Annotated in this window: 18 protein-coding genes and 1 riboswitch; of the genes, 2 read left to right on the top strand and 16 right to left on the bottom strand. The window is 48.5% G+C overall.

From position 1 onward, the window contains the following. Nucleotide 1 precedes the first annotated feature (1 nt). From HP568_RS07630 to HP568_RS07605, 7 genes are all read right to left on the bottom strand, one after another. On the bottom strand, nt 2-2,152 hold the full coding sequence (locus HP568_RS07630) for a CocE/NonD family hydrolase (RefSeq protein WP_173628776.1): 2,151 nt from the start codon (nt 2,150-2,152) through the stop codon (nt 2-4). 23 nt (nt 2,153-2,175) lie between these two features. Beyond that, nucleotides 2,176-3,219 carry a dipeptidase gene (locus tag HP568_RS07625; RefSeq protein WP_173628775.1) on the bottom strand — a complete coding sequence of 348 codons (1,044 nt, stop codon included), beginning with the start codon at nt 3,217-3,219 and terminating at the stop codon, nt 2,176-2,178. Nucleotides 3,220-3,240: 21 nt separating this feature from the next. Then, complete coding sequence (locus tag HP568_RS29510) at nt 3,241-3,372, bottom strand: helix-turn-helix domain-containing protein (protein ID WP_217366460.1); 132 nt, start codon at nt 3,370-3,372, stop codon at nt 3,241-3,243. Between the two features lie 74 nt (nt 3,373-3,446). After that, a complete protein-coding gene (locus tag HP568_RS07620) occupies nt 3,447-4,262 on the bottom strand; it encodes an ABC transporter ATP-binding protein (protein WP_048032254.1) in 816 nt (271 codons plus the stop codon). Next, the gene (locus tag HP568_RS07615) at nt 4,259-5,317 is read right to left on the bottom strand and encodes a FecCD family ABC transporter permease (RefSeq protein ID WP_241970802.1); all 1,059 of its coding nucleotides are present in this window, start codon (nt 5,315-5,317) and stop codon (nt 4,259-4,261) included. The genes HP568_RS07620 and HP568_RS07615 overlap by 4 nt, the downstream gene beginning before the upstream one ends. Nucleotides 5,318-5,341: 24 nt before the next feature. Beyond that, a complete protein-coding gene (locus HP568_RS07610) occupies nt 5,342-6,361 on the bottom strand; it encodes an ABC transporter substrate-binding protein (RefSeq protein WP_173628774.1) in 1,020 nt (339 codons plus the stop codon). A gap of 170 nt (nt 6,362-6,531) precedes the next feature. Further along, nucleotides 6,532-6,731, bottom strand: a riboswitch (cobalamin riboswitch). A 13-nt stretch (nt 6,732-6,744) separates the two neighbouring features. Next, the gene (locus HP568_RS07605) at nt 6,745-7,839 is read right to left on the bottom strand and encodes a M24 family metallopeptidase (RefSeq protein WP_254551073.1); all 1,095 of its coding nucleotides are present in this window, start codon (nt 7,837-7,839) and stop codon (nt 6,745-6,747) included. 124 nt (nt 7,840-7,963) lie between these two features. On the opposite strand from HP568_RS07605, the gene HP568_RS07600 reads away from it, so the two are divergent. Then, entirely contained in the window at nt 7,964-8,734 is a 771-nt protein-coding gene (locus tag HP568_RS07600) for an alpha/beta fold hydrolase (protein ID WP_173628808.1), read from the top strand. A gap of 61 nt (nt 8,735-8,795) precedes the next feature. Here HP568_RS07600 and HP568_RS07595 read toward each other — a convergent pair whose 3' ends face one another. The 8 genes from HP568_RS07595 to gpr all read right to left on the bottom strand — a co-directional run bounded on the left by HP568_RS07595 (nt 8,796) and on the right by gpr (nt 17,595). Next, nucleotides 8,796-9,701, bottom strand: coding sequence for an ABC transporter permease (locus tag HP568_RS07595; RefSeq protein WP_048032250.1), 906 nt, complete (start codon nt 9,699-9,701; stop codon nt 8,796-8,798). A gap of 16 nt (nt 9,702-9,717) precedes the next feature. After that, nucleotides 9,718-10,728 (bottom strand): ABC transporter permease, encoded by a 1,011-nt coding sequence (locus HP568_RS07590; protein ID WP_082195900.1) that lies wholly within the window; start codon nt 10,726-10,728, stop codon nt 9,718-9,720. Between the two features lie 93 nt (nt 10,729-10,821). After that, entirely contained in the window at nt 10,822-12,477 is a 1,656-nt protein-coding gene (locus HP568_RS07585) for an ABC transporter substrate-binding protein (protein ID WP_048032249.1), read from the bottom strand. Nucleotides 12,478-12,589: 112 nt separating this feature from the next. Continuing rightward, complete coding sequence (locus tag HP568_RS07580; protein ID WP_048032248.1) at nt 12,590-13,561, bottom strand: ABC transporter ATP-binding protein; 972 nt, start codon at nt 13,559-13,561, stop codon at nt 12,590-12,592. 18 nt (nt 13,562-13,579) lie between these two features. After that, nucleotides 13,580-14,548 carry an ABC transporter ATP-binding protein gene (locus HP568_RS07575; RefSeq protein WP_017247685.1) on the bottom strand — a complete coding sequence of 323 codons (969 nt, stop codon included), beginning with the start codon at nt 14,546-14,548 and terminating at the stop codon, nt 13,580-13,582. 313 nt (nt 14,549-14,861) lie between these two features. Then, complete coding sequence (locus HP568_RS07570; protein WP_007727739.1) at nt 14,862-15,170, bottom strand: YqxA family protein; 309 nt, start codon at nt 15,168-15,170, stop codon at nt 14,862-14,864. 5 nt (nt 15,171-15,175) lie between these two features. Continuing rightward, entirely contained in the window at nt 15,176-16,354 is a 1,179-nt protein-coding gene (gene spoIIP / locus HP568_RS07565) for a stage II sporulation protein P (protein WP_048032247.1), read from the bottom strand. 140 nt (nt 16,355-16,494) lie between these two features. Then, nucleotides 16,495-17,595, bottom strand: a complete 1,101-nt coding sequence (gene gpr, locus HP568_RS07560) for a GPR endopeptidase (RefSeq protein WP_048032246.1) — start codon at nt 17,593-17,595, stop codon at nt 16,495-16,497. Between the two features lie 177 nt (nt 17,596-17,772). Here gpr and rpsT point away from each other — a divergent pair, with 177 nt between their 5' ends. Continuing rightward, the gene (gene rpsT / locus HP568_RS07555) at nt 17,773-18,048 is read left to right on the top strand and encodes a 30S ribosomal protein S20 (protein WP_012685714.1); all 276 of its coding nucleotides are present in this window, start codon (nt 17,773-17,775) and stop codon (nt 18,046-18,048) included. Nucleotides 18,049-18,111: 63 nt separating this feature from the next. On the opposite strand, the gene holA is transcribed toward rpsT, so the two are convergent. Continuing rightward, complete coding sequence (gene holA / locus HP568_RS07550) at nt 18,112-19,149, bottom strand: DNA polymerase III subunit delta (protein WP_048032245.1); 1,038 nt, start codon at nt 19,147-19,149, stop codon at nt 18,112-18,114. Between the last annotated feature and the right edge of the window lie 60 nt (nt 19,150-19,209).

The raw sequence follows: 19,209 nt of genomic DNA, 5'->3' as shown, positions 1-19,209 counted from the left end.
ATTACTTACTTCCCCCAGACTGCAAGAGAGGGAGCTTGATATGACTCGGATACTGACTGTCATGGTAGACACATTGCGAGGCAATGACTGTCTCGGTTTCCGTTGCCAGATCGTTGCCTGTATTCGGATTGGGGAACGAGAAGTTCTCGGCCCCAGAAGTAACCGAGACGCGAATGCGGTGACCTTTTTGGAAGACATTGGCGATCTTGGTCATGCGAATCTCATAGCATTCAATTTGTCCAGGGACAAGGAGCTCGGGCTCTTCGAATGAGTGCCGGTAGCGTGCGCATATAATCCCGTCCGAGAGACGAATCGAATTGCCTTCCTCATCTACATCACACAGCCGAACCAACCAATCTGTATCCCGCGCTGAGCTGGCTGCATAGATAACGGCCGAGATTTCTCCCGCGATGACAACTTCCTCTTCCAATGGCTCTGATGTGTAGACAAGGACATCTGCCCGTTCTTCCACATCACGATAGTTTTCCGGAACGCTGTTTTCATTCTCGGACAAATCCAGCAGATATGGAGCTGCGTCTAGTGGATCATAGCTGTATGTATCGACCGGCTGTTCACCTGAGATAGAAAGGGTCAGTGTTCCATCTCCGCCACTCGTATTGGCGTTTCCCCCACTATTCAGATATAGATTCGTCAGCGTCACCTCCGCTGGTGGCCAAGTCTGCGAAGTCTTCCATTTGTTTTCTCCCACCATGTAGTACTCGACACGAGGCTCTTGATCGACGCCATTTTCCACTCCTTTTAAATAGCGATCAAACCAGCGGAGCTGTGTCACATCCAGATCGTAGCGGATGGCGTTGTTTCCAAAGGGTACATGATGGATTTCTCGCGTCGTATTCGCCTTGTGATACCACGGCCCCAAGATGAGTCTGGCATGCTCTGGCACATTTCGAGAGATGACCTCCCACGATTCACTCGTCCCCATCCCGTTGTCGTCATACCAGCCTGATACGAGGAGAGCAGGCACCTTGACCTGATCCGCATGCCGTTTCCAGTCTGACATAGCCCAGAACTCGTCTCCGTCCGGATGCTCCATCCATTTTGTCCAAAACGGGATTTCTTTCCCTAGCACTTTTTGCGGGATTTCTTTGATCGGGCGTACCTTGATGACCTCACTCCAGTCATCCCGGGAAAGCGCCGCGACATTTCGCCGCTTCTCTGCCATCATGAAAATCCATGACAGACCACCGAGAATCGTTCCCCCTTTGCGCGGGATGTCCACGTAAGGCGTTCCTACTGTCACATAGCTAAAAATCGCCTTCAGATGCGGATTGCCGCTCGCGGCCGCAGCCCATTGCACATACCCCACATACGAGCCACCGAGCATCCCGATGTTGCCGTCTGACCACTCCTGGCTTGCAATCCAGTTTAGACTGTCGTCTCCATCATTGCGCTCGTGAACGAGTGGAATCCACTCTCCCTCGGAATCTTCTCGTCCGCGCGTATCCTGAACAACCAGCGCATATCCGCGAGCCACAAAGGGTAACCGGCGAAAAATGCCATCCAACCGTCCATAGGGAGTGCGCATGAAAATCGTTGGAACTCGCTGTCCTTCCGCCAAACCCGCGGGCAGCCAAACCTCGGTAGCCAAACGAATGCCATCCCTCATCTCTACATCATGCCTACCCAAATGATGTACACCATAGGTAACTTCGGACAGCAGCGGGTCCTGCCACATTGTAAGTGGAGTCAAATTCTCCCACTCTGTTTTTGCCAATACGACACTGTCTCCACGACCAGTCAGCACGAAAGCGATGACTTCGTTCTCACAAATGATCAAGTCAATTGGCTGCGCTGCTTCGCGCACGGCCCAGATCCACGCTTGCTTTTTCCCTGCGGGACCTGTTCCTTCGATGGATAGATGGCGTTGGTAATGCCCTCCGCTTTCCGGAAACACGACTTGTTCACTCTCCCAGTCGATTTGTTCCCATTCCGGTAGCTTTTGTGCCAAGGTGAGGAGAGGCAACTCGTAGGCTGCTTCCCCTTCCATCAGTTGTACAAATAGACCGTCAGCCGCGCCACCCGTATCCCAACCTGTGCCCCGATGCCAAACTTCCCCATCCTCAAAGCGTATATCAGCTACCTTGAGGCCAGATTGATAATAGCCAAAAGAGACTTGTTTGCACTGTGCCATCCGTCATTCCTCCTGTATCTGATTTACTTCCACACTTCCTGATACACTCTGAGGAAATTACCACCCAAGATTCCTTCGATTTCTGCATCTGTGTACCCGCGCTTCATCAGCTCACGCGTCATTTCCGGAAGTGACGCATGACCTTTTACTACATCAAATGGCATCTCTTTGGTTTTGGTAATCTTGTCCAAGGGCAAATATTTCGTCAAATCATCGCACAGATCTAGGCCCATACCAATGTGCCTTGCTCCGACAAGCTTCTTCATATAGTCAACATGATCAATCAGTCTCTCAATAGTTGCGTCAGCGCTGCTCGCCGCTGTGAACATGCTACACGCATTCAACCCGACCAGTCCGTCCTTTTCCGCAATCGCTTTGATCTGCTCATCTGTCAAATTCCGCATCGTTGGCACGACTGTTCGGCTGTTGGAATGAGAAGCAATCACTGGCTTTTCAGCGATTTCCATCACGTCCCAGAACCCTTCGTCATTCAAATGGCTCACATCGATAACGATGCCCAGCTTTTCCGCTTCCTCGATGAGACGCACACCGAAATCGGTGATGCCTCCTTTTTTCCCTTCGCGCACCGGTGCAAAAAAGCTGCCGTCCCCAACGAAGTTGCGCCGACTCCAAACCAGCCCCATCATCCGTACGCCGAGCTCATAAAAGACACGCAAGAGACTCAAATCGTTATGCAGCGGCTCTGCCCCTTCCAACGACAGAATGAACGATACTTTTTGTTCCGCTCTTGCCCGTTGCAAATCATCTAGTTTTTTGGCGATGACGATGTGCTCGGGTGACTCTGCCGCCTCTGCATGCATAGCGCTGATCTGGTTGAGCGCCTTGCGCAGACTCATCTCCGGTACAAAAGCATCCTCTACAAACACCGCTGCCACGATGGAATGCACGCCCCCCTGCTGGAACCGTGGCAAATACTCCGTCTCGATCATTTTGGTTCGACCGTATCCACGCTGAATCTCCACATCCATCAGCAGATCAAAATGCCCATCCAGAACGTGAACACCGTCATGAAATTTGCGCGCCTGTTCTTTCGTTACTTCCGCCATTCGGGTCATCTCCCATCATGATTAATACTTCTTCATATCGAGATAGAAATCGAATATATCCAACAAATTCGCGACGTATTGCACAGCTCCTTTGATCAATAAGAGATCCTTTTTATCCAACTGGTCAGCCTCGTAGCCCCGCTCGCTCGTCACATCCTGTCCCAGGCTTCTTATGCCGTCCGCTTAACAAAAAAGGACGCCGACCAGGCATCCTCTCTCCGCCACCCCTATCCGTTGACTCCACTCACGACCTTCTGGACAGATGGCTTCACACGGATCGCTTCCGAGTAGAAATACACATGCTTTTTGCCTGTAATGGGGTGCGTCGTCACCTCTGTCTCTACTCCGAAAACATCCAGGATCAGCTTGGGTGTCAAGACTTCCTCTGGCGTCCCTGATGTAACGATTTCCCCCTCACAGATCACGTACAGACGATCACAGTACATCGCAGCGATATTGAGATCATGCAACGAAGACAAGACCGTAATCCCCAGCGTTTTGACCAGATCCATCACCTGCAACTGGTATCGAACATCCAGATGATTCGTCGGTTCATCAAGGACAAGGAACTGGGCTTGCTGCACCAAAGCTCTAGCAATCAGCACCCGCTGCTTCTCCCCACCTGATAAACTGAAAAAGCTGCGATCAGCGTATGTATGCATCCCTACCCTCTGTAGAGCATCTTCACAAATCCGAACGTCCTCTGCGTTATCAGACTGAAATAGCCGCTTATGCGGAGCACGTCCCATATTCACGATTTCGGTTACCGAAAAATCGAATTCAACAGAGGACTCCTGCCGTACTGCCGCCATTCGCTGAGCGTTTTGACGTGAGGTTAACTTGTATACGTCGTCGCCATCAAGCGAGATCCATCCCGAACGTGGCTTCAATACGCGATAAATGCTTTTTAGCAACGTGGATTTTCCGCTGCCATTCGGCCCGATCAGTCCCACAAACTCTCCGGACCGCACCTCCAGACTAACATGGCGAAGGATTCCCTTTTTCTCCAGTTCGACCGATATATTCTCAACCAACAAATTCATCGTCCGCTACCTCCAAAGGAATAAGAACTCCGCAACATCAACCAGATAAAGAATGGACCTCCACACAGCGCTGTCAAAATACCAATCGGCAGTTCTTCCGGTGCAAATGCAAGTCTGGCGACTACATCGACCCAAATTAGAAATATCGCGCCAAACAATGCGCTGACAGGCAGGACACGTCTGTGATCTGATCCGACCATCACACGGACGATGTGGGGCATCATTAATCCGACAAAACCGATTGATCCCGCAATGGACACAATCACCCCCGTGAGTAGTGCCGTGATCACCAGGAGAAGCTTGCGGAATTGCACCGTATTAACCCCCAATGTCCCTGCTGACTCCTCGCCCATTAGCATCGCATTGAGCGAGCGGTATTGGGCCATTAAGACGATGAGGCAGATGACGACAATCAATGTCGGGATCGTCAGGTACTCCCATTTCCCCCCAGCCAGACTACCACTTAACCAAAACAGGACTGTCCCAATTCCATGCTCATTCGGTGCTGAAAAAACAAGGAGACTGGTAATGGCCGACAAGATTGCAGATATCGCAATTCCAGCCATGAGCAGGCGTACCGTCGAGTTTTGTCCTCCAATACGGGATAGCGTAAAAATGAGAATGATTGACACAAGGGAGCCTGTAAAAGCGCCAAAGGATAGTGCATACTGCCCGTACATGCTGAATGCTCCGAATATAATCACCGAGGTAGCGCCAACCGAAGCACCTGAAGATACGCCTAATACATACGGGTCAGCCAGGGAGTTGCGAACCAACGACTGGATGGCTACTCCCACGACAGACAGACCTGCGCCGACGATCGCCCCCAAGAGAACACGTGGAAAGCGTATATCCCAAATAATCGTTTGCTCCCCTTTGGACCAATCCACCTCAATCCATTGGTTCAACATCGGAATTTTTGATAAGGCGATTTTCCATACCGTTGTCGGCTTAATCTCCACTGAACCCAAGGTAACTGCAAACGTAATGGAGAGGAAGAGTCCGACCAGTAGAGTAATGATGATATAAGGTAACTTGATCTGTTGCAGTGCTATTCCCTCCCTTAAAAGGGTCGTACTCTATTTAAATTTATCCGGGTAGAGTCCTTCCGCCAAAATTTTCAGCGCAATCGGTGCTCGAACGCCTTCAGAAGCCGCAGACAATGGCAATACCATTAGTCGTTGATTTTTAATTGCCGGGATATCCGCCAGTTCTTTTTTGGTCAAAAGGAAATTACGTTTTTGCTCGACGGTTCTATCACCGTAGTCAACGATAATAATCACGTCTGGATTGCGACTCACTACTTGTTCCCAACTGACCTCTGCCCAACCCTTTTGAATGTCATCAAAAATGTTCTTACCGCCAGCAGTTTTGATTAAGGACGTCATGTAGTTGTTTGCTGCTGTGAATGGTTTATCTTCCCCGTTGTCGTACACGAACACGTTAAGTGGCTCGTCCACCTTGCCAATTTTACTAAGCGTTTGGTCCATTTCACTCTTCATTTTATTGATCAAATCATTGGCTTTGTCTTCCACATGGAAAATGCGTCCAATATTCGTAATGTCTGCAAACACATCGTCGATAGTCGGGCCAGGCATGCTAGATGATGCTTGCAGATACGATTTGATGCCGACCTTTTCCAAGTCCTGCATCGATCCTACGCCCTTTTCGCCGAATCCGCTTTTCCATCCAGCGTACACGAAGTCTGGGTTGGCTGCCAGCAGCACTTCTTTCGTTGGATACTTATCAGACAGTACCGGAATCTTGTCGTAATCTGCTTTGAGCTCTGGAAGGATTTCATCGTCTAGGTAAGCGGTTCCGACCATTTTATCAGCCAGGCCCAGTGCCAGCATGATTTCGGTGACGTGTTGGTTCAATGTCACGGCACGCTCAGGTGCTGTTGGATAGGTCATTTCGATGCCATTATTGGTTAGTGTTACTGGCTTGCCCTCTGCTGCTGGAGTAGCCGTTTGTTCTGTTTTGGCTGGAGCCTGTGTTGTCGTAGAGGAGCCGCATGCCGAAACCAAAAGCATGGCAGCTGTCATGATACCGAAAGCTAGTCCTTTCATTACTGCATGTGTTTTGTATGCCTTAAACATCTGTCATCCCCTTTTCTGTATATATATGATGGGTTGAACCAAATCCTCCACAAAAAAAGCACCCCCCATTTCAATCGGGAGGTGCATGACAAACGTAGATATAGCGATAAGCAGGCGCAAAGGCGCCCGTTCATAGACTGCTTCCACATCTGCCCCATCCTCGTGGGTCGATTGTATATGCTCGCATGGCAGGTCTCCTGGCTTACGAATCAACACCCCCAGCTACCTTCCCATTTTTTGTCTCGCAAAAAACAGTGGCTATTCGCTAGTTGCTCCTCGTTACAGTGGCGGGACCGCGCCGGTTTCTCACCGGACTTCCCTTTTAAGCTGACGGCATATGCCATCTAGCACCATTCGATACGTATTCAATTTTTACGATTTATTCATTCATTAATAGTAGTCAGTTTTTTCGGGAACTGCGTGAGAATTTCAACGCCCGTTTCCGTAACCAATACATCGTCTTCAATCCGCACTCCGCCTACACCTGGCAGATAGATGCCTGGCTCGATCGTAAAGACCATTCCTGGACGAAGCACTTCTTGGTTCTGGCTGTGAACAGATGGATATTCATGTACATCCATCCCAAGTCCATGCCCAAGACGGTGCATGAAGTATTCTCCGTAGCCTTTTGCGGTGATGACATCGCGAGCGGTTTTATCCAAATGCGCAAAAGTCACACCCGGACGAATCTCAGCAATGGCCGCTTCGTTGGCAGTCAATACTGTCTCGTAAATTTCTTGAAGCTGAGCACTGATCTCGCCTACAGCAAAGGTACGGGTAATATCGGATACATATCCGTTGGCTGCTACCCCGATATCAAACAAAAGCAAGTCGCCTTCTTGCACCTGGCGCGTTCCTGGTTTCCCGTGTGGCAGTGCCGACTTCTCCCCTGCCAATACCATGGACGTAAAGGACGGACCTTCGGCACCCAAGCGCTTCATCTGGAATTCCAGCTCAGCTACGATTTCTGTCTCGGTCATGCCTGTCTTGACTTTTTTCAGGGTCTCCCGCAAGGACTCCTCGACCAACTGAACAGCGTGCTTCAAACGCTCCACTTCATCCACCGATTTGATCAAACGCATTTCACGCAGTGGCTCTTCCACATCCACATAGCTCGACGCCAGAACAACCTGTCCAAGTGCTTCATAGCGCTCGACAGTCATATGACTTTTCTCAATACCCAGCTTCGTCAAATTCGCTGGCAACACTTGCTTGAGGATTTCATACGGGTTTTGGATATCCGTATGTGTATGGATATCTTGAACGAACGAAGCCTCTGCCGCTGCCTCACGATCAAGAGCAGGTACTATTAAAGAAGGTTTTCCCTCCGCAGGAATAACGAGACCCATAAAACGTTCATGCGGGTCTGTAAAAAATCCGGTCAAATAGTAGACGTGCTTGGGAGAGGTAATCAACACCGCGTTCAGCTCTTGCTCTGTCAAAAACGTGTGGAGCTTCGAAATGCGCTCTTGAAACAACTTCTTCACCCTGCTTTCACCAATTATTCTATTGCGAGAATACCACTTCCCCATCAAAAAAAGAAGACTTCAATTGAAAAATCTACTTCGTATCGGACAACCTAAGGGTGGGGTGAAAACGAAAATGGAACAAATACTCGTCCATCAGGATGGCAAGCAGTTTGCTTTTCACATATCAGGGAAAGGCCAGCCGCTATTGTGTATTCATGCACCATGCATCGGCTCCATCAATTTTGTTTATCAGCAAACACTCGCAGATACATATCAGCTCATTGTCCCTGATCTGCCCGGCCATGGCGACAGTTCACCGATGGAGAAGCCCTTTTCCATTGGGGAGCTGACAGAACGGCTCCATAAACTTGTCGGGTCACTCGGCATTGAACGTCCCTTTATTTTGGGGTACTCCCAAGGTGCTTCTATCGCCCTTGAATACTGTCTTCGCTATCCTGATCATGTACAAGGCGGAATACTCGCGAGTGGTTTTTCCGAAGTGAATGACCTGTATTTGCATGGACGATTTTGGATGGCCCAGGCGTTGTCGATGCTTCACGGCGTTCCTCTTCTTGCCCGTTCAATTGCTTCCTCCCATGTCGATGACCCAGAAATGCGGGAGAAATGGACGGCCCACGCCTCCAAAACAGATCCCAACAGCTTAAAGTACCTTTACGCTGCGGGACATCGTTATCAGTGTACGGAGCGTCTGGGCAACATCCAGCTTCCGATTTTACTTGCCTATGGCAAACAAGATCAACGGATACACCATTATGCGCAAATGCTTACCATGAAATTACCAAAAGTAAAACTCGAGATGATCCCTAACGTGAAGCATCAAGTCATCACGAAAGCTGCTCCTGTTTTCAATCAGTTGTGCCGCACCTTCATGGAAAAAGGTTAAGGATAAAGAAAAAGACAGAAGGACGGGCAACTCCAGCTCCTTCTGTCTTTTTACAATTTAACTAGCTCTTCATCCGCGGGTCGAGTGCATCGCGCAAACCGTCCCCAATTAAGTTAAAGCCGAGAACTGTCAGCATGATAGAGAGCCCTGGAAAAATAACAGTCCATGGTGCTTTCTGAATGTACTGACGTGAATCAGCGAGCATTTTTCCCCATTCCGGTTCTGGCGCTTGTGCTCCCAGTCCGAGAAAGCCAAGTGCTGCTGCTTCGATTATCGCTGTGGCGATCCCCATCGTCCCTGTCACAATGATTGGTGCGAGGCTGTTCGGCAAAATATGCTGCATGATAATCCGGGAATTTTTCATCCCGATTGCCCGTGCGGCCATGACGAATTCTTCTTCCTTCAAACTCAATACGCGGGCGCGCACCAAGCGTCCAAATGTCGGAATGTTAATAATCGCAATCGCAATCAAGGCGTTTTGCAAAGAAGGCCCCAAGATGGCAACGACAGCGATTGCCAAAAGAATACTTGGAAACGCAAGCATAATATCAAAGAGACGCGAAATGATTGTATCAATCCATCTGCCATAATATCCTGCCACAAGACCGAGCAAGGTCCCTGCGAGAACGGAGCCAATGACAGAGAACGTCCCTACCCACAAGGAGATTTGTGCCCCATAAATAACGCGACTAAACACATCACGACCATTGTAATCTGTTCCAAACCAATGCTCTTCGGAAGGTGGTTTGTTTTTCATTACTAGCTTGCCTTCGTCGTACGGATACGGCGCAATCCATGGAGCTAATACCGCCACAACAATGAAAAACAAAATAATCCCGAAGCCCACCAGCGCCAGCTTGTTTTTTCGTAGCGTCCTCCATGCATCCTTCCAAGGAGAGACTACTTCTTCTTGCTTCACTTTTAAAGGTACTACCTGATCTTGTGGTTGTAATTGTGGTTGTGCCATGTCTCTTCGTCCCTCCTTAGCGATATTTGATGCGTGGATCGATATAGGCGTACAGAAGGTCGACCAAGAGGTTGATCAGGACGAAAATCGTCGCGATCACAAGGATACCGGATTGGATAACCGGATAGTCACGGTTTCCAATGGCGGTCACAATATAACGACCGACACCTGGCCATCCGAAGATCGTTTCTGTCAAAACAGCTCCACCCAACAGCAACCCTGTTTGCAATCCAATTACCGTCAAGACAGGGATCATCGCATTTTTCAGCGCATGCTTGTACACGACCCAAAACTGCGTCAGCCCTTTTGCACGAGCGGTTCTGACATAGTCGGCACGCATGACTTCCAGCATGCTTGAACGAGTGATGCGTGCAATGATCGCCATCGGAATCGTACCTAACGCAATTCCTGGCAGGATCAAATGCTTGATGACTTCCCAAAGCTGATCCCACTGACCAGCGATCATCGTATCCAGTATATAAAAGTGCGTAATGGCCTCTACGGGATTACGCGAATCGTCGCGACCAACTGATGGCAGCCATTTCAGTTCTTGGGCAAACACCCACTGCTCCATCAAACCTAACCAAAAAATTGGCATGGATACACCGACCAAGGCGATCAACATCGCACAGTAGTCAAACCAGGAGTTTTGCTTCCACGCAGAAAGAATCCCTGCATTTACACCGATAAACACAGCAATAAGCATACTCACAATCGTAAGTTCAGTCGTCGCCGCCAAATAAGGCAAGATTTCATCTGAAATCGGCGCATTCGTTTGCAATGATTCCCCAAGATTTCCACTCAAAATATCTTTCATATAATCGAAATACTGTATGTACCACGGATTATTCAAACCCAATGCCTCTCGTATGTCTGCAATCGCTTGTGGTGTTGCCTTTTCTCCCAAAATCGTCAAAGCCGGATCACCAGGGATGGCACGAATAATGGAAAAAACGATGATTGACATGCCCACTAAGACAGGAATGAGCATTAAAATTCTTCGAATGCTGTAAGCTAGCAATGCCATCTCCTCGCCTTCCTGCATAAAATTATCGCCAAATGAATGAAAGAAGGGTAAGAAGAGGTATGCACTCCTCTTACCCAATTACTATGAATCAGCTTACTTGAAATCTACCTTTTCCAAACTTTCAGATCCTTTTGGATGCGGGTTGTAGTCTACGATATTCGCTTTTCCTGCCAATGCTGGTGTAGAGTGTGCCAGCGGAACCATTGGCACATCTTTGAAGATGATCTCTTGTACTTGTTTGTACAGTTTTTCGCGCTCTGCTTGGTCTGGAGTGGACTGAGCCTTCATCATCAATTGAGAAGCTTCGTCGTTTGCCCAGCGTGTATAGTTGTTGCTACCAATGCTGTTTTTGTCGAGCAAGACGGCCAGGAAGTTGTCAGGGTCGCCATTGTCACCTGTCCAACCAAGCATAAACATTTCTTGCTCACCCAAACGAGTCTTTTCCAAATACGTTGCCCATTCCATCGTCACGATCTCAGCATCAACCCCGATTTTCTTCAGGTCTTGCTGGATTGCTTCTGCAATCTTCACACCTTCTGGCATGTACGGACGTGGAACTGGCATTGCCCAGAACTTGATTTTAAAGCCGTTTGGATGTCCTGCTTCCGCCAGCAATTGTTTTGCTTTATCGAGGTTAAACTCACGATCTTTAATATCGTTGTTATGTCCCCACATGGTTTTTGGCATTGGATTGACTGCTGGTTCTCCAACTCCATCGAAGAAGGCTGTTACGATTTCAGGTTTGTTAATTGCATAAGCAATGGCTTCACGAACTTTTGGATTGTCGAGTGGCTTCTTCTCTACGTTAAAACCGATGTATCCAATGTTATTAGTAGGGCGCAGGAAGAGTTGCAGGTCTTTGTTGTCTTTTACTGCCGGGATATCATCTGTGTTCAGACCATCCATCAAGTCGATCTCACCAGAAGCCAAAGCAGTCAGACGTGCCGTGTTTTCCGGAATAACCTTGAACACCAATTTATCCAGCTTCGGATATCCTGGGCTCCAGTAATCAGGGTTTTTCTCGAGCGTGATCGTGTCATTACGCTTCCACTCTACGAATTTGAAAGGCCCTGTACCGATTGGATGCTCATTGAATTTCTTAACATCTTTTTTCAATGCCTCAGGCGAACCAATCGCGAAAGGAGACATTGCCAGGTTGGCAAGGAATGGAGCCAATGGGCGAGTCAAGGTGAATTTTACAGTGGTTGGATCGACTGCTTCCACGGATTTGATGACGTGATTCGCGTCACCCTTGTATCCACCGAATTGGCTGATGTAATACTCGAAGCCCTCTGGTGAATGTTGTGGATGGCTCTTGTCGCTCCAGCGCTCAAAGTTGTATTTGACCGCCTCTGCATTGAAATCCGTTCCATCGTGAAATTTTACGCCTGATCTCAGTTTCAGCGTATAAACGAGACCATCAGGAGTTACTTCCCATTTCTCAGCCAGCGATGGAGCGAGCTCTGTTGAGCCATCCGCGAAGCCAATCAATGTATCCATAATGTTCTCTGTTACCTTAAATGTCTCACCATCTGTTTGCGTGATTGGGTCAAGCCCTTTTGTGTCTGCACCGCGACCAACGATTAATTGCTTCGGTCCAGTTTTTGCAGGCTCAGTAGCAGGTGCCGGAGTTTCTGTCTTTGGTTGTTCTGCCGGCGCTTGTGTTGTTGACGTGCTAGAGCATCCAGCAATCAGCATGGCCAGCGCTACTAGGCTGGTCATGGTTGCGGAGAGAACTCTCTTCTTCATGAAAACATCCCCCTTTTTCTAATAATGGTCGCATGTTCCTTTTTGGTAGATGGTCGGTCGATACAATTCCTCCTGCTTTGCATCCCCCCTTTACAAGACTCCCTTTTGTCGATTAGGACTTGTATAAGTGACAAGCAACAAAGTGACCGTCGCCTGTGTCCGCAAATTCTGGACGCACAGTACGACACTCCTCTGTTACATGGGGACACCTCGTATGGAATGTACAGCCACTTGGAGGTTTTGCAGGGCTCGGCACATCTCCCTGGAGGATAACTCTTTCACGTACCGCATCAGGGTCTGGTGAAGGTACCGCCGACAGTAGCGCTTTCGTGTACGGATGGAGCGGATTGGAATACAATTGGCTACTTGTCGTCAGCTCGACAATTCTGCCAAGGTACATCACGCCTACCCGATCACTGATATGACGCACGACACTCAAATCGTGGGCAATGAACAAGTATGTAAGGCCGAATTCGCGTTGCAAATCCTGCATGAGATTGAGCACCTGCGACTGAATGGATACGTCCAGTGCAGACACAGGCTCATCCGCAACGATCAATTTGGGCTTGAGCATCAGCGCTCTCGCAATGCCGATCCGCTGCCTCTGTCCTCCGCTAAATTGATGCGGATAGCGGCTCGCGTGATAGCTGCTCAGACCAACGATCTCCAGCATTTCCTGCACACGCTTTTTTCGCTCTGCCGAAGAACCCAAACCATGTACAATCAAAGGCTCTTCCAAAATTTTTTCAATATTATGTCTAGGGTTAAGCGAAGCAAACGGGTCCTGAAAGACAATTTGCATGTCACGTCGCATCTTTCTCATCGCATCTGTGGAAAGCGACATGACATCTGTACCGTCAAAGTTGATTTCACCGGAGGTCGGTTCAATCAGTCGCAGCAAGGAACGTCCCGTCGTGGACTTTCCACAGCCGCTCTCACCTACCAGCCCCAAAGTTTCTCCACTTTTAACGGTAAACGAAACATCATCTACCGCCTTTACTACGCCTACTTCCCCTCCAAGAACACCGCCTGTGATTGGGTAGTATTTTTTCAAATTTTTTACGATCAGAAGATCTTCAGCCACCTGCATGCTCCTCTCGGGTTATTCGGTCAGCCAGCAGCGGGAAAGGTGATTGTCCCCTACCACTTTTAATTCTGGCATCTCACTGCGGCATCGGTCTGATACTTTATCGCATCTAGGTGCAAAGCGGCATCCGACAGTAAGCGAACCCGGAATCGGGACGTTGCCTGGAATCGAATAGAGACGCTCCTGTGATCCTTCGAGCTTGGGCAACGAATTCAACAAGCCGATCGTATAAGGATGCTTTGGATTTTTTAAGATCGTACGAACATCGCCTTGTTCAATCACGTTTCCTGCGTACATCACCACGACGCGGTGACACATTTCCGCAACGACCCCAAGATCGTGGGTAATGAGGAGAATGGCTGTGTCTGCTTCCCGGTTTAGTTGACGCATCAGGTCCAAAATCTGCGCTTGAATCGTCACGTCGAGCGCTGTAGTAGGCTCGTCTGCAATCAAAAGCTCCGGATTACAAGCCATTGCCATCGCAATCATGACGCGCTGTCGCATCCCCCCGGAAAGCTGGTGCGGGTATTCATCAACGATGGCTTCTGCTCGAGGAATTCCGACTTTTTTCAACATCTCAATGGCACGTGCTCTTGCGTCCTTTTTGCTCGCCTTCGTATGTAATCGGACTGATTCTCCTATCTGGTCTCCAATCGTAAACACCGGATTTAATGACGTCATCGGCTCCTGAAAGATCATCGCAATTTCATTCCCGCGGATGTCTCTCATTCGCTTTTCGTCGACAGATACGAGGTCCTCCCCCTTGAATTTAATCGAACCTCCCACGATTCTCCCTGGGGGATTGGGTACTAGCTTCATAACGGAAAGGGAGGTAACGCTCTTTCCACAGCCGGATTCGCCTACGATACCGACTACTTCTCCTTTTTGTACCGTGATCGTCACGCCATCAACGGCAGGGATTTGGCCGCGGTCCGTGAAAAAGTGCGTTTGCAGGTTTTCGATTTGTAGGACAGGATGTGACACGTGGCTCACCTCTCTCACCGATATATACTTCCAAAATAGACCTTTCAGTAGACATTATGACATTTATTCAATTTTTTCGCAACACAATAAATTCAAACTATTATCTCTTTACTGATTAAAAAGAATATTTCACTCTCGTTTGAAAATTATCTAAAAGAATTTTATGATAGCCCTTTCATTGTTGATGTAGCCTCACTTGCACTGTTTGAGCAGATCGAATGAAGCAACTGTGGTCACATGCAAAAGACCCGCCTGTACGGGTCTTTTGTCACTGGGGCTTTCTGCACCCCTTCTTTTTGCGCATAAACCATTTTCACGGTTCAAAAAAACTCCCAACCCAATCGACAAAACTCTGCGCCCCACTTTTAATGCTTCCACCTAAAGTCAAACCAATCCGACTGACGTAGTTGACCATTTCCTTCGGGTTGGCAGTTTGAACTTGCTTGCCCATAACCGCGATCTCCACTTGCCCTTGATCCACTTTTTTGATGGAAAAGGTTTGAGCCTGCCCCTCAGGCACTCCACTCACCTTGGATATTCCACGCTCAGCCGTTTGCAATCCCAGAACTACCCCGACCAGCAAGATGATTAACAGTCCAGTCAGCTTCATCGTCACGTTCATGCCCGTCACCTCTTTGCAGGCTCGTCAGAAACTGTTTTGCCTACTTTTTCAGCTTGCTGATAATAGGCTGCGAAAACATCAGCCAATGCTTCTGCCGTATTCTTGCTTTCCTGCACGCTGTTTTCCGTACCACCTATTTCTATTAACAGACTTCCCGGGGAGAGGGACTGATTATACTCGCCATGATCCGTTTTTGCGCCTTTTTCCATCACGCCACGTGAAAGCTCTGGGTACATTTTTTCCATCAACTCATGAAGCTCTGTTGCAAACGCCTCATTTTTTTCGTAGCTTTTGTTTCTTTTTCCGATGACGAACAATACTCTTCCATACGTTTTTCCTTTGATCGTGACCGTAGTGCGCTCTCGTGGCGCCGTGTCTCGATGCAGATCGAAAAAGTAGTACAGTTCCTTGTTTTTCTCCGTTGCGGATTTGACTACTTGCAAAGATTCCGCGTAGGAGAAGGAGTAATGCATTTTTTTGTTCAACAGCTGCTGATAAATGTCGTCGGTGCTCACATCCGAACCAATTCCTCTGTCATTCAACGCTTCTGATAAATGCTTGCTGATTAACGATATATTTCTCGTAGGATGATCGACGGAGGTTCCCACCGGCTTCGTCTCACTAAACCACGATTCCCGATTGTGCGAGTTGTAGACGTAAACGATTTTTTTGCCGTCCGTGATTGAATTAGGGACAGGAGCTGGCTTTGTTTCGCCTGACTTCGTGGTATCCTCCGGCTTTGGCTCTACGATCGGAACTACTTGCGATTGATCCGCTACCTGTCTCGGATGGGCGGGATATTCCAAATAAAAATCTGCGAGAGAAGCTCCTTTTCCCTGTACGACAAACCTGGCATCCTCTGTCGTTACCATCCCAGGGAGCTCCCTGCCTAGCAAGCTACGCAAGTCTCCCGGCTGTATATTGGTTGCCAAGCGAAAGAGAAAACCCGTTACGCTATTCGTGCGATCATCAGCCTGTGCTTGCACCGTTTCGGACAAAACAGGAATCTCCTGCCCCATCCACCCCAAAATCGCCAGACTGGAAATATGAGAAGCGGCCTGTTGAATGGCGGAGGAAGAAATTGCGATTCGGTTCCCGCCGAGCGAAAGCACTCCTGTCATGACAAACAGGAAGGCAGTTATAAAGGAAAGAACAACGAATTGGCGTTGAATGAGGGTCGCCATCTGTCTCACTCCTCTAGCTGTAGCATGGTTGCACGTAGGGAGAACTTCCCCTCGCGCTTGTCTATGCTTTAGCTTATGAGGCTCATAGAGACGATAGAACCCTTTTCTAGCTTTTCTCTCTCACTCTAGCTTTTCGTGACTTAGTGGGTATATGATCCGCTATTGTCTTCATTTACGGCACTGTGCAAGGCGCGATTCAGACCTGTTGCGATCACATTCGCCACGCCTTCAATAAAATCATCAATTTCTTTTGGAGTGACAACCAGATCCTGTCCCAGCGGTCGGAGGACCTCATGAATCAATTGCCGTTTCTCTTCTTCTGGCAGTGAACCTACCAATCCCATGAATGTCTTGCGGGATTCCAAGTCAGGCAAATCCTCTTCCGTATACGGTTCCTTACGCTCCGGCAGCGTACTCAATGCCAGTTTGTTAAACGCCCGCTTGCTCTCCACCATCGATTGTCCAAAATGCCCTAGCAAGTACGTAATCGCATCATTTACAATCGTGGAAGCAAAAACGACCGTAGGCACTCCTATAGCAATCACAGGCACACCAAGTGTCGCCTGATCAATCGCTTTCCGCTTGTTTCCGACCCCTGATCCGGGATGAATCCCTGTATCCGATATTTGAATCGTCGTGTTGACCCGATGCAGAGCGCGTGACGCAAGAGCATCAATACAGATGACAAAATCGGGTTTACTTTTTTCTACGACACCAAAAATGATCTCACTTGTTTCTATCCCCGTAATCCCAAGGACACCCGGTGATAGCGCACTGACTTCCCGATACCCTTCCCCGACGGTTTCAGGCGCTAGTGTATACAGATGGCGTGTAATCAACAAATTTTCTACAACCATCGGTCCAAGCGCATCCGGGGTCACATTCCAGTTGCCGAGACCAACGACGAGAGCCTTTTTGTCCTCTGTGATTCCCAGTTGTTTGAGAAACATCGCAAATTCGACGGAAAATCGCTTGGCTACCTGCTCCTCAATCGATGTATCATTATCCCGCAGCTTTGGCACTTCAATCGTGAGGTAATGCCCCGGGAGCTTGCCGATTTCCTTCCCCGCTTCCTCTGTTTCCACATGTAATCTCGTTACTTTCACATTGGGCTCGCTGTCGTCAGCTTGCAGCCAAACGCCCCCAATGTCACTCTGGTTTTGCTGCTGGGCAAGCTCATGAGCCTCCAAGGCCAAATCCGTACGAATGGAATAACCAGATAAATCAATGTTATGTGCCATGTTATCAGCTCCTTTGATCCGAAGTGAAAAAAGTACTGACCATTTTGTTCCTGCTACTAGCTTGCTTGAATCCTTCATTTTTATTCCGAATCCTTTCTTGCAAATGGGTTCGCCCCATGCTAGAATTACTTTGTTGTATGACTGTATGTCTATGGTCGTATTAAGGAGGTGACACACATGCCAAACATTAAATCCGCGATTAAACGCACCAAAACAATCGAAAAGCGTCGCGCACACCGTGCTTCTCAAAAGTCTGATCTGCGTACTTCCATCAAGAACTTTGAGAAAGCTGTCGCTGCTTCCGATGTAGCATTGGCGAAATCTACTCTTCTGGTGGCTGTGAAAAAGCTGGACAAGGCCGCTTCGAAAGGTCTCATTCATAAAAACGCAGCAAACCGTCAAAAGTCTCGTTTGATGAAAAAGCTTAACGTTCTGAGCGCTCCTGTAGCGTAAGAGACCAAGCACAAAAAACCCCGTGAACATCGTGTTCTAGGGGTTTTTTACTGTAAAAAAACGTCACGACCGTTTTGTTCGTTCGTCATGTGCACGTGCAATGAATAATTCGAGGGCGAGACGCTTGTCCACTTGCCCTGACTTCATCCGAAAATCTTCTTCCGCCAAAATGCCCAGCAGTTTTTTCAACGACTCCTCAGAAAAATGACGCGCTTGCTCCATTGCTTTTTTCACCGCGTAGGGATGCATTTTAATCATGCCTGCCATCTGTTGCTGCGAATAACCACGCGGAGCCAATTGCTTGACATGCAACAGCATGCGGAACTGCCTCGCCAAGAGAGCCAGCAGCTTGATCGGCTCCTCTCCTGTTTTCATGCAGTCATACATCATCCTGAGTGCCTTGTCCAATCTCCCCGAAGCGACCTGTTCAATCAACGCGAATACATCCTGCTCTAGCGTACGTGCTCCAAGCAGCTCAATGACGTCATCCGTGATGCTTTCACCCACCCCGACAAACAGGGCCATCTTTTCGATTTCCTTGTTCAGAAGGCGCAGCTCGGCTCCCACTCGCTCCACAAGCTTCATGGCTTGCTGACGATCGATTTTCGCCTCGTATTTACCTGCTTGCCGCTCTACCCAGCCATACAAATCTCCGTCTTTTAACAACGGAAAAGGGATCACTTTCGCCTTTTGCTGCAGCGTTTTGACCAGCTTTTTTCGTTCATCGAGCTTGTCGGCTTCTGTATGTAAAATAAGTGTGGTGTAGGGGGGCGGATTTTGCAAATAATCGAGCAGAGCATCCGGGTCGCTTTCTACCTTAGTCGAAGGCTTGCTTCCTGTTAAAAAGTAGGCTTGTCTGGCAATCACCAATCGATGCTCACCCATAAACGGCAAGGTTTCCGCATCTTGCAGAATTTCACTCAATCCTGTTTCGGTACAATCATACACACTCATATTCAAATCCATAAATTCTGGATCAACCATTTCTTTACGAGCCAACGCCAAAAAATCTTCGGCCAGAAAAGACTCCGGACCATATAAAACGTAGATCGGCGAGAATTGTTTTTGCCGTATTTCGCGAATAGCCGATAGGAGTGGCATACGTTTTCTCCCCTTTCCTTCTTCTTACCTGCGTTATTATAGCACATGTTGAACAGAGCA

Source organism: Brevibacillus sp. MS2.2 (assembly GCF_013284345.1).
GTDB lineage: Bacteria > Bacillota > Bacilli > Brevibacillales > Brevibacillaceae > Brevibacillus > Brevibacillus brevis_C.
This window is presented reverse-complemented; position numbering and strand designations above follow the sequence as displayed.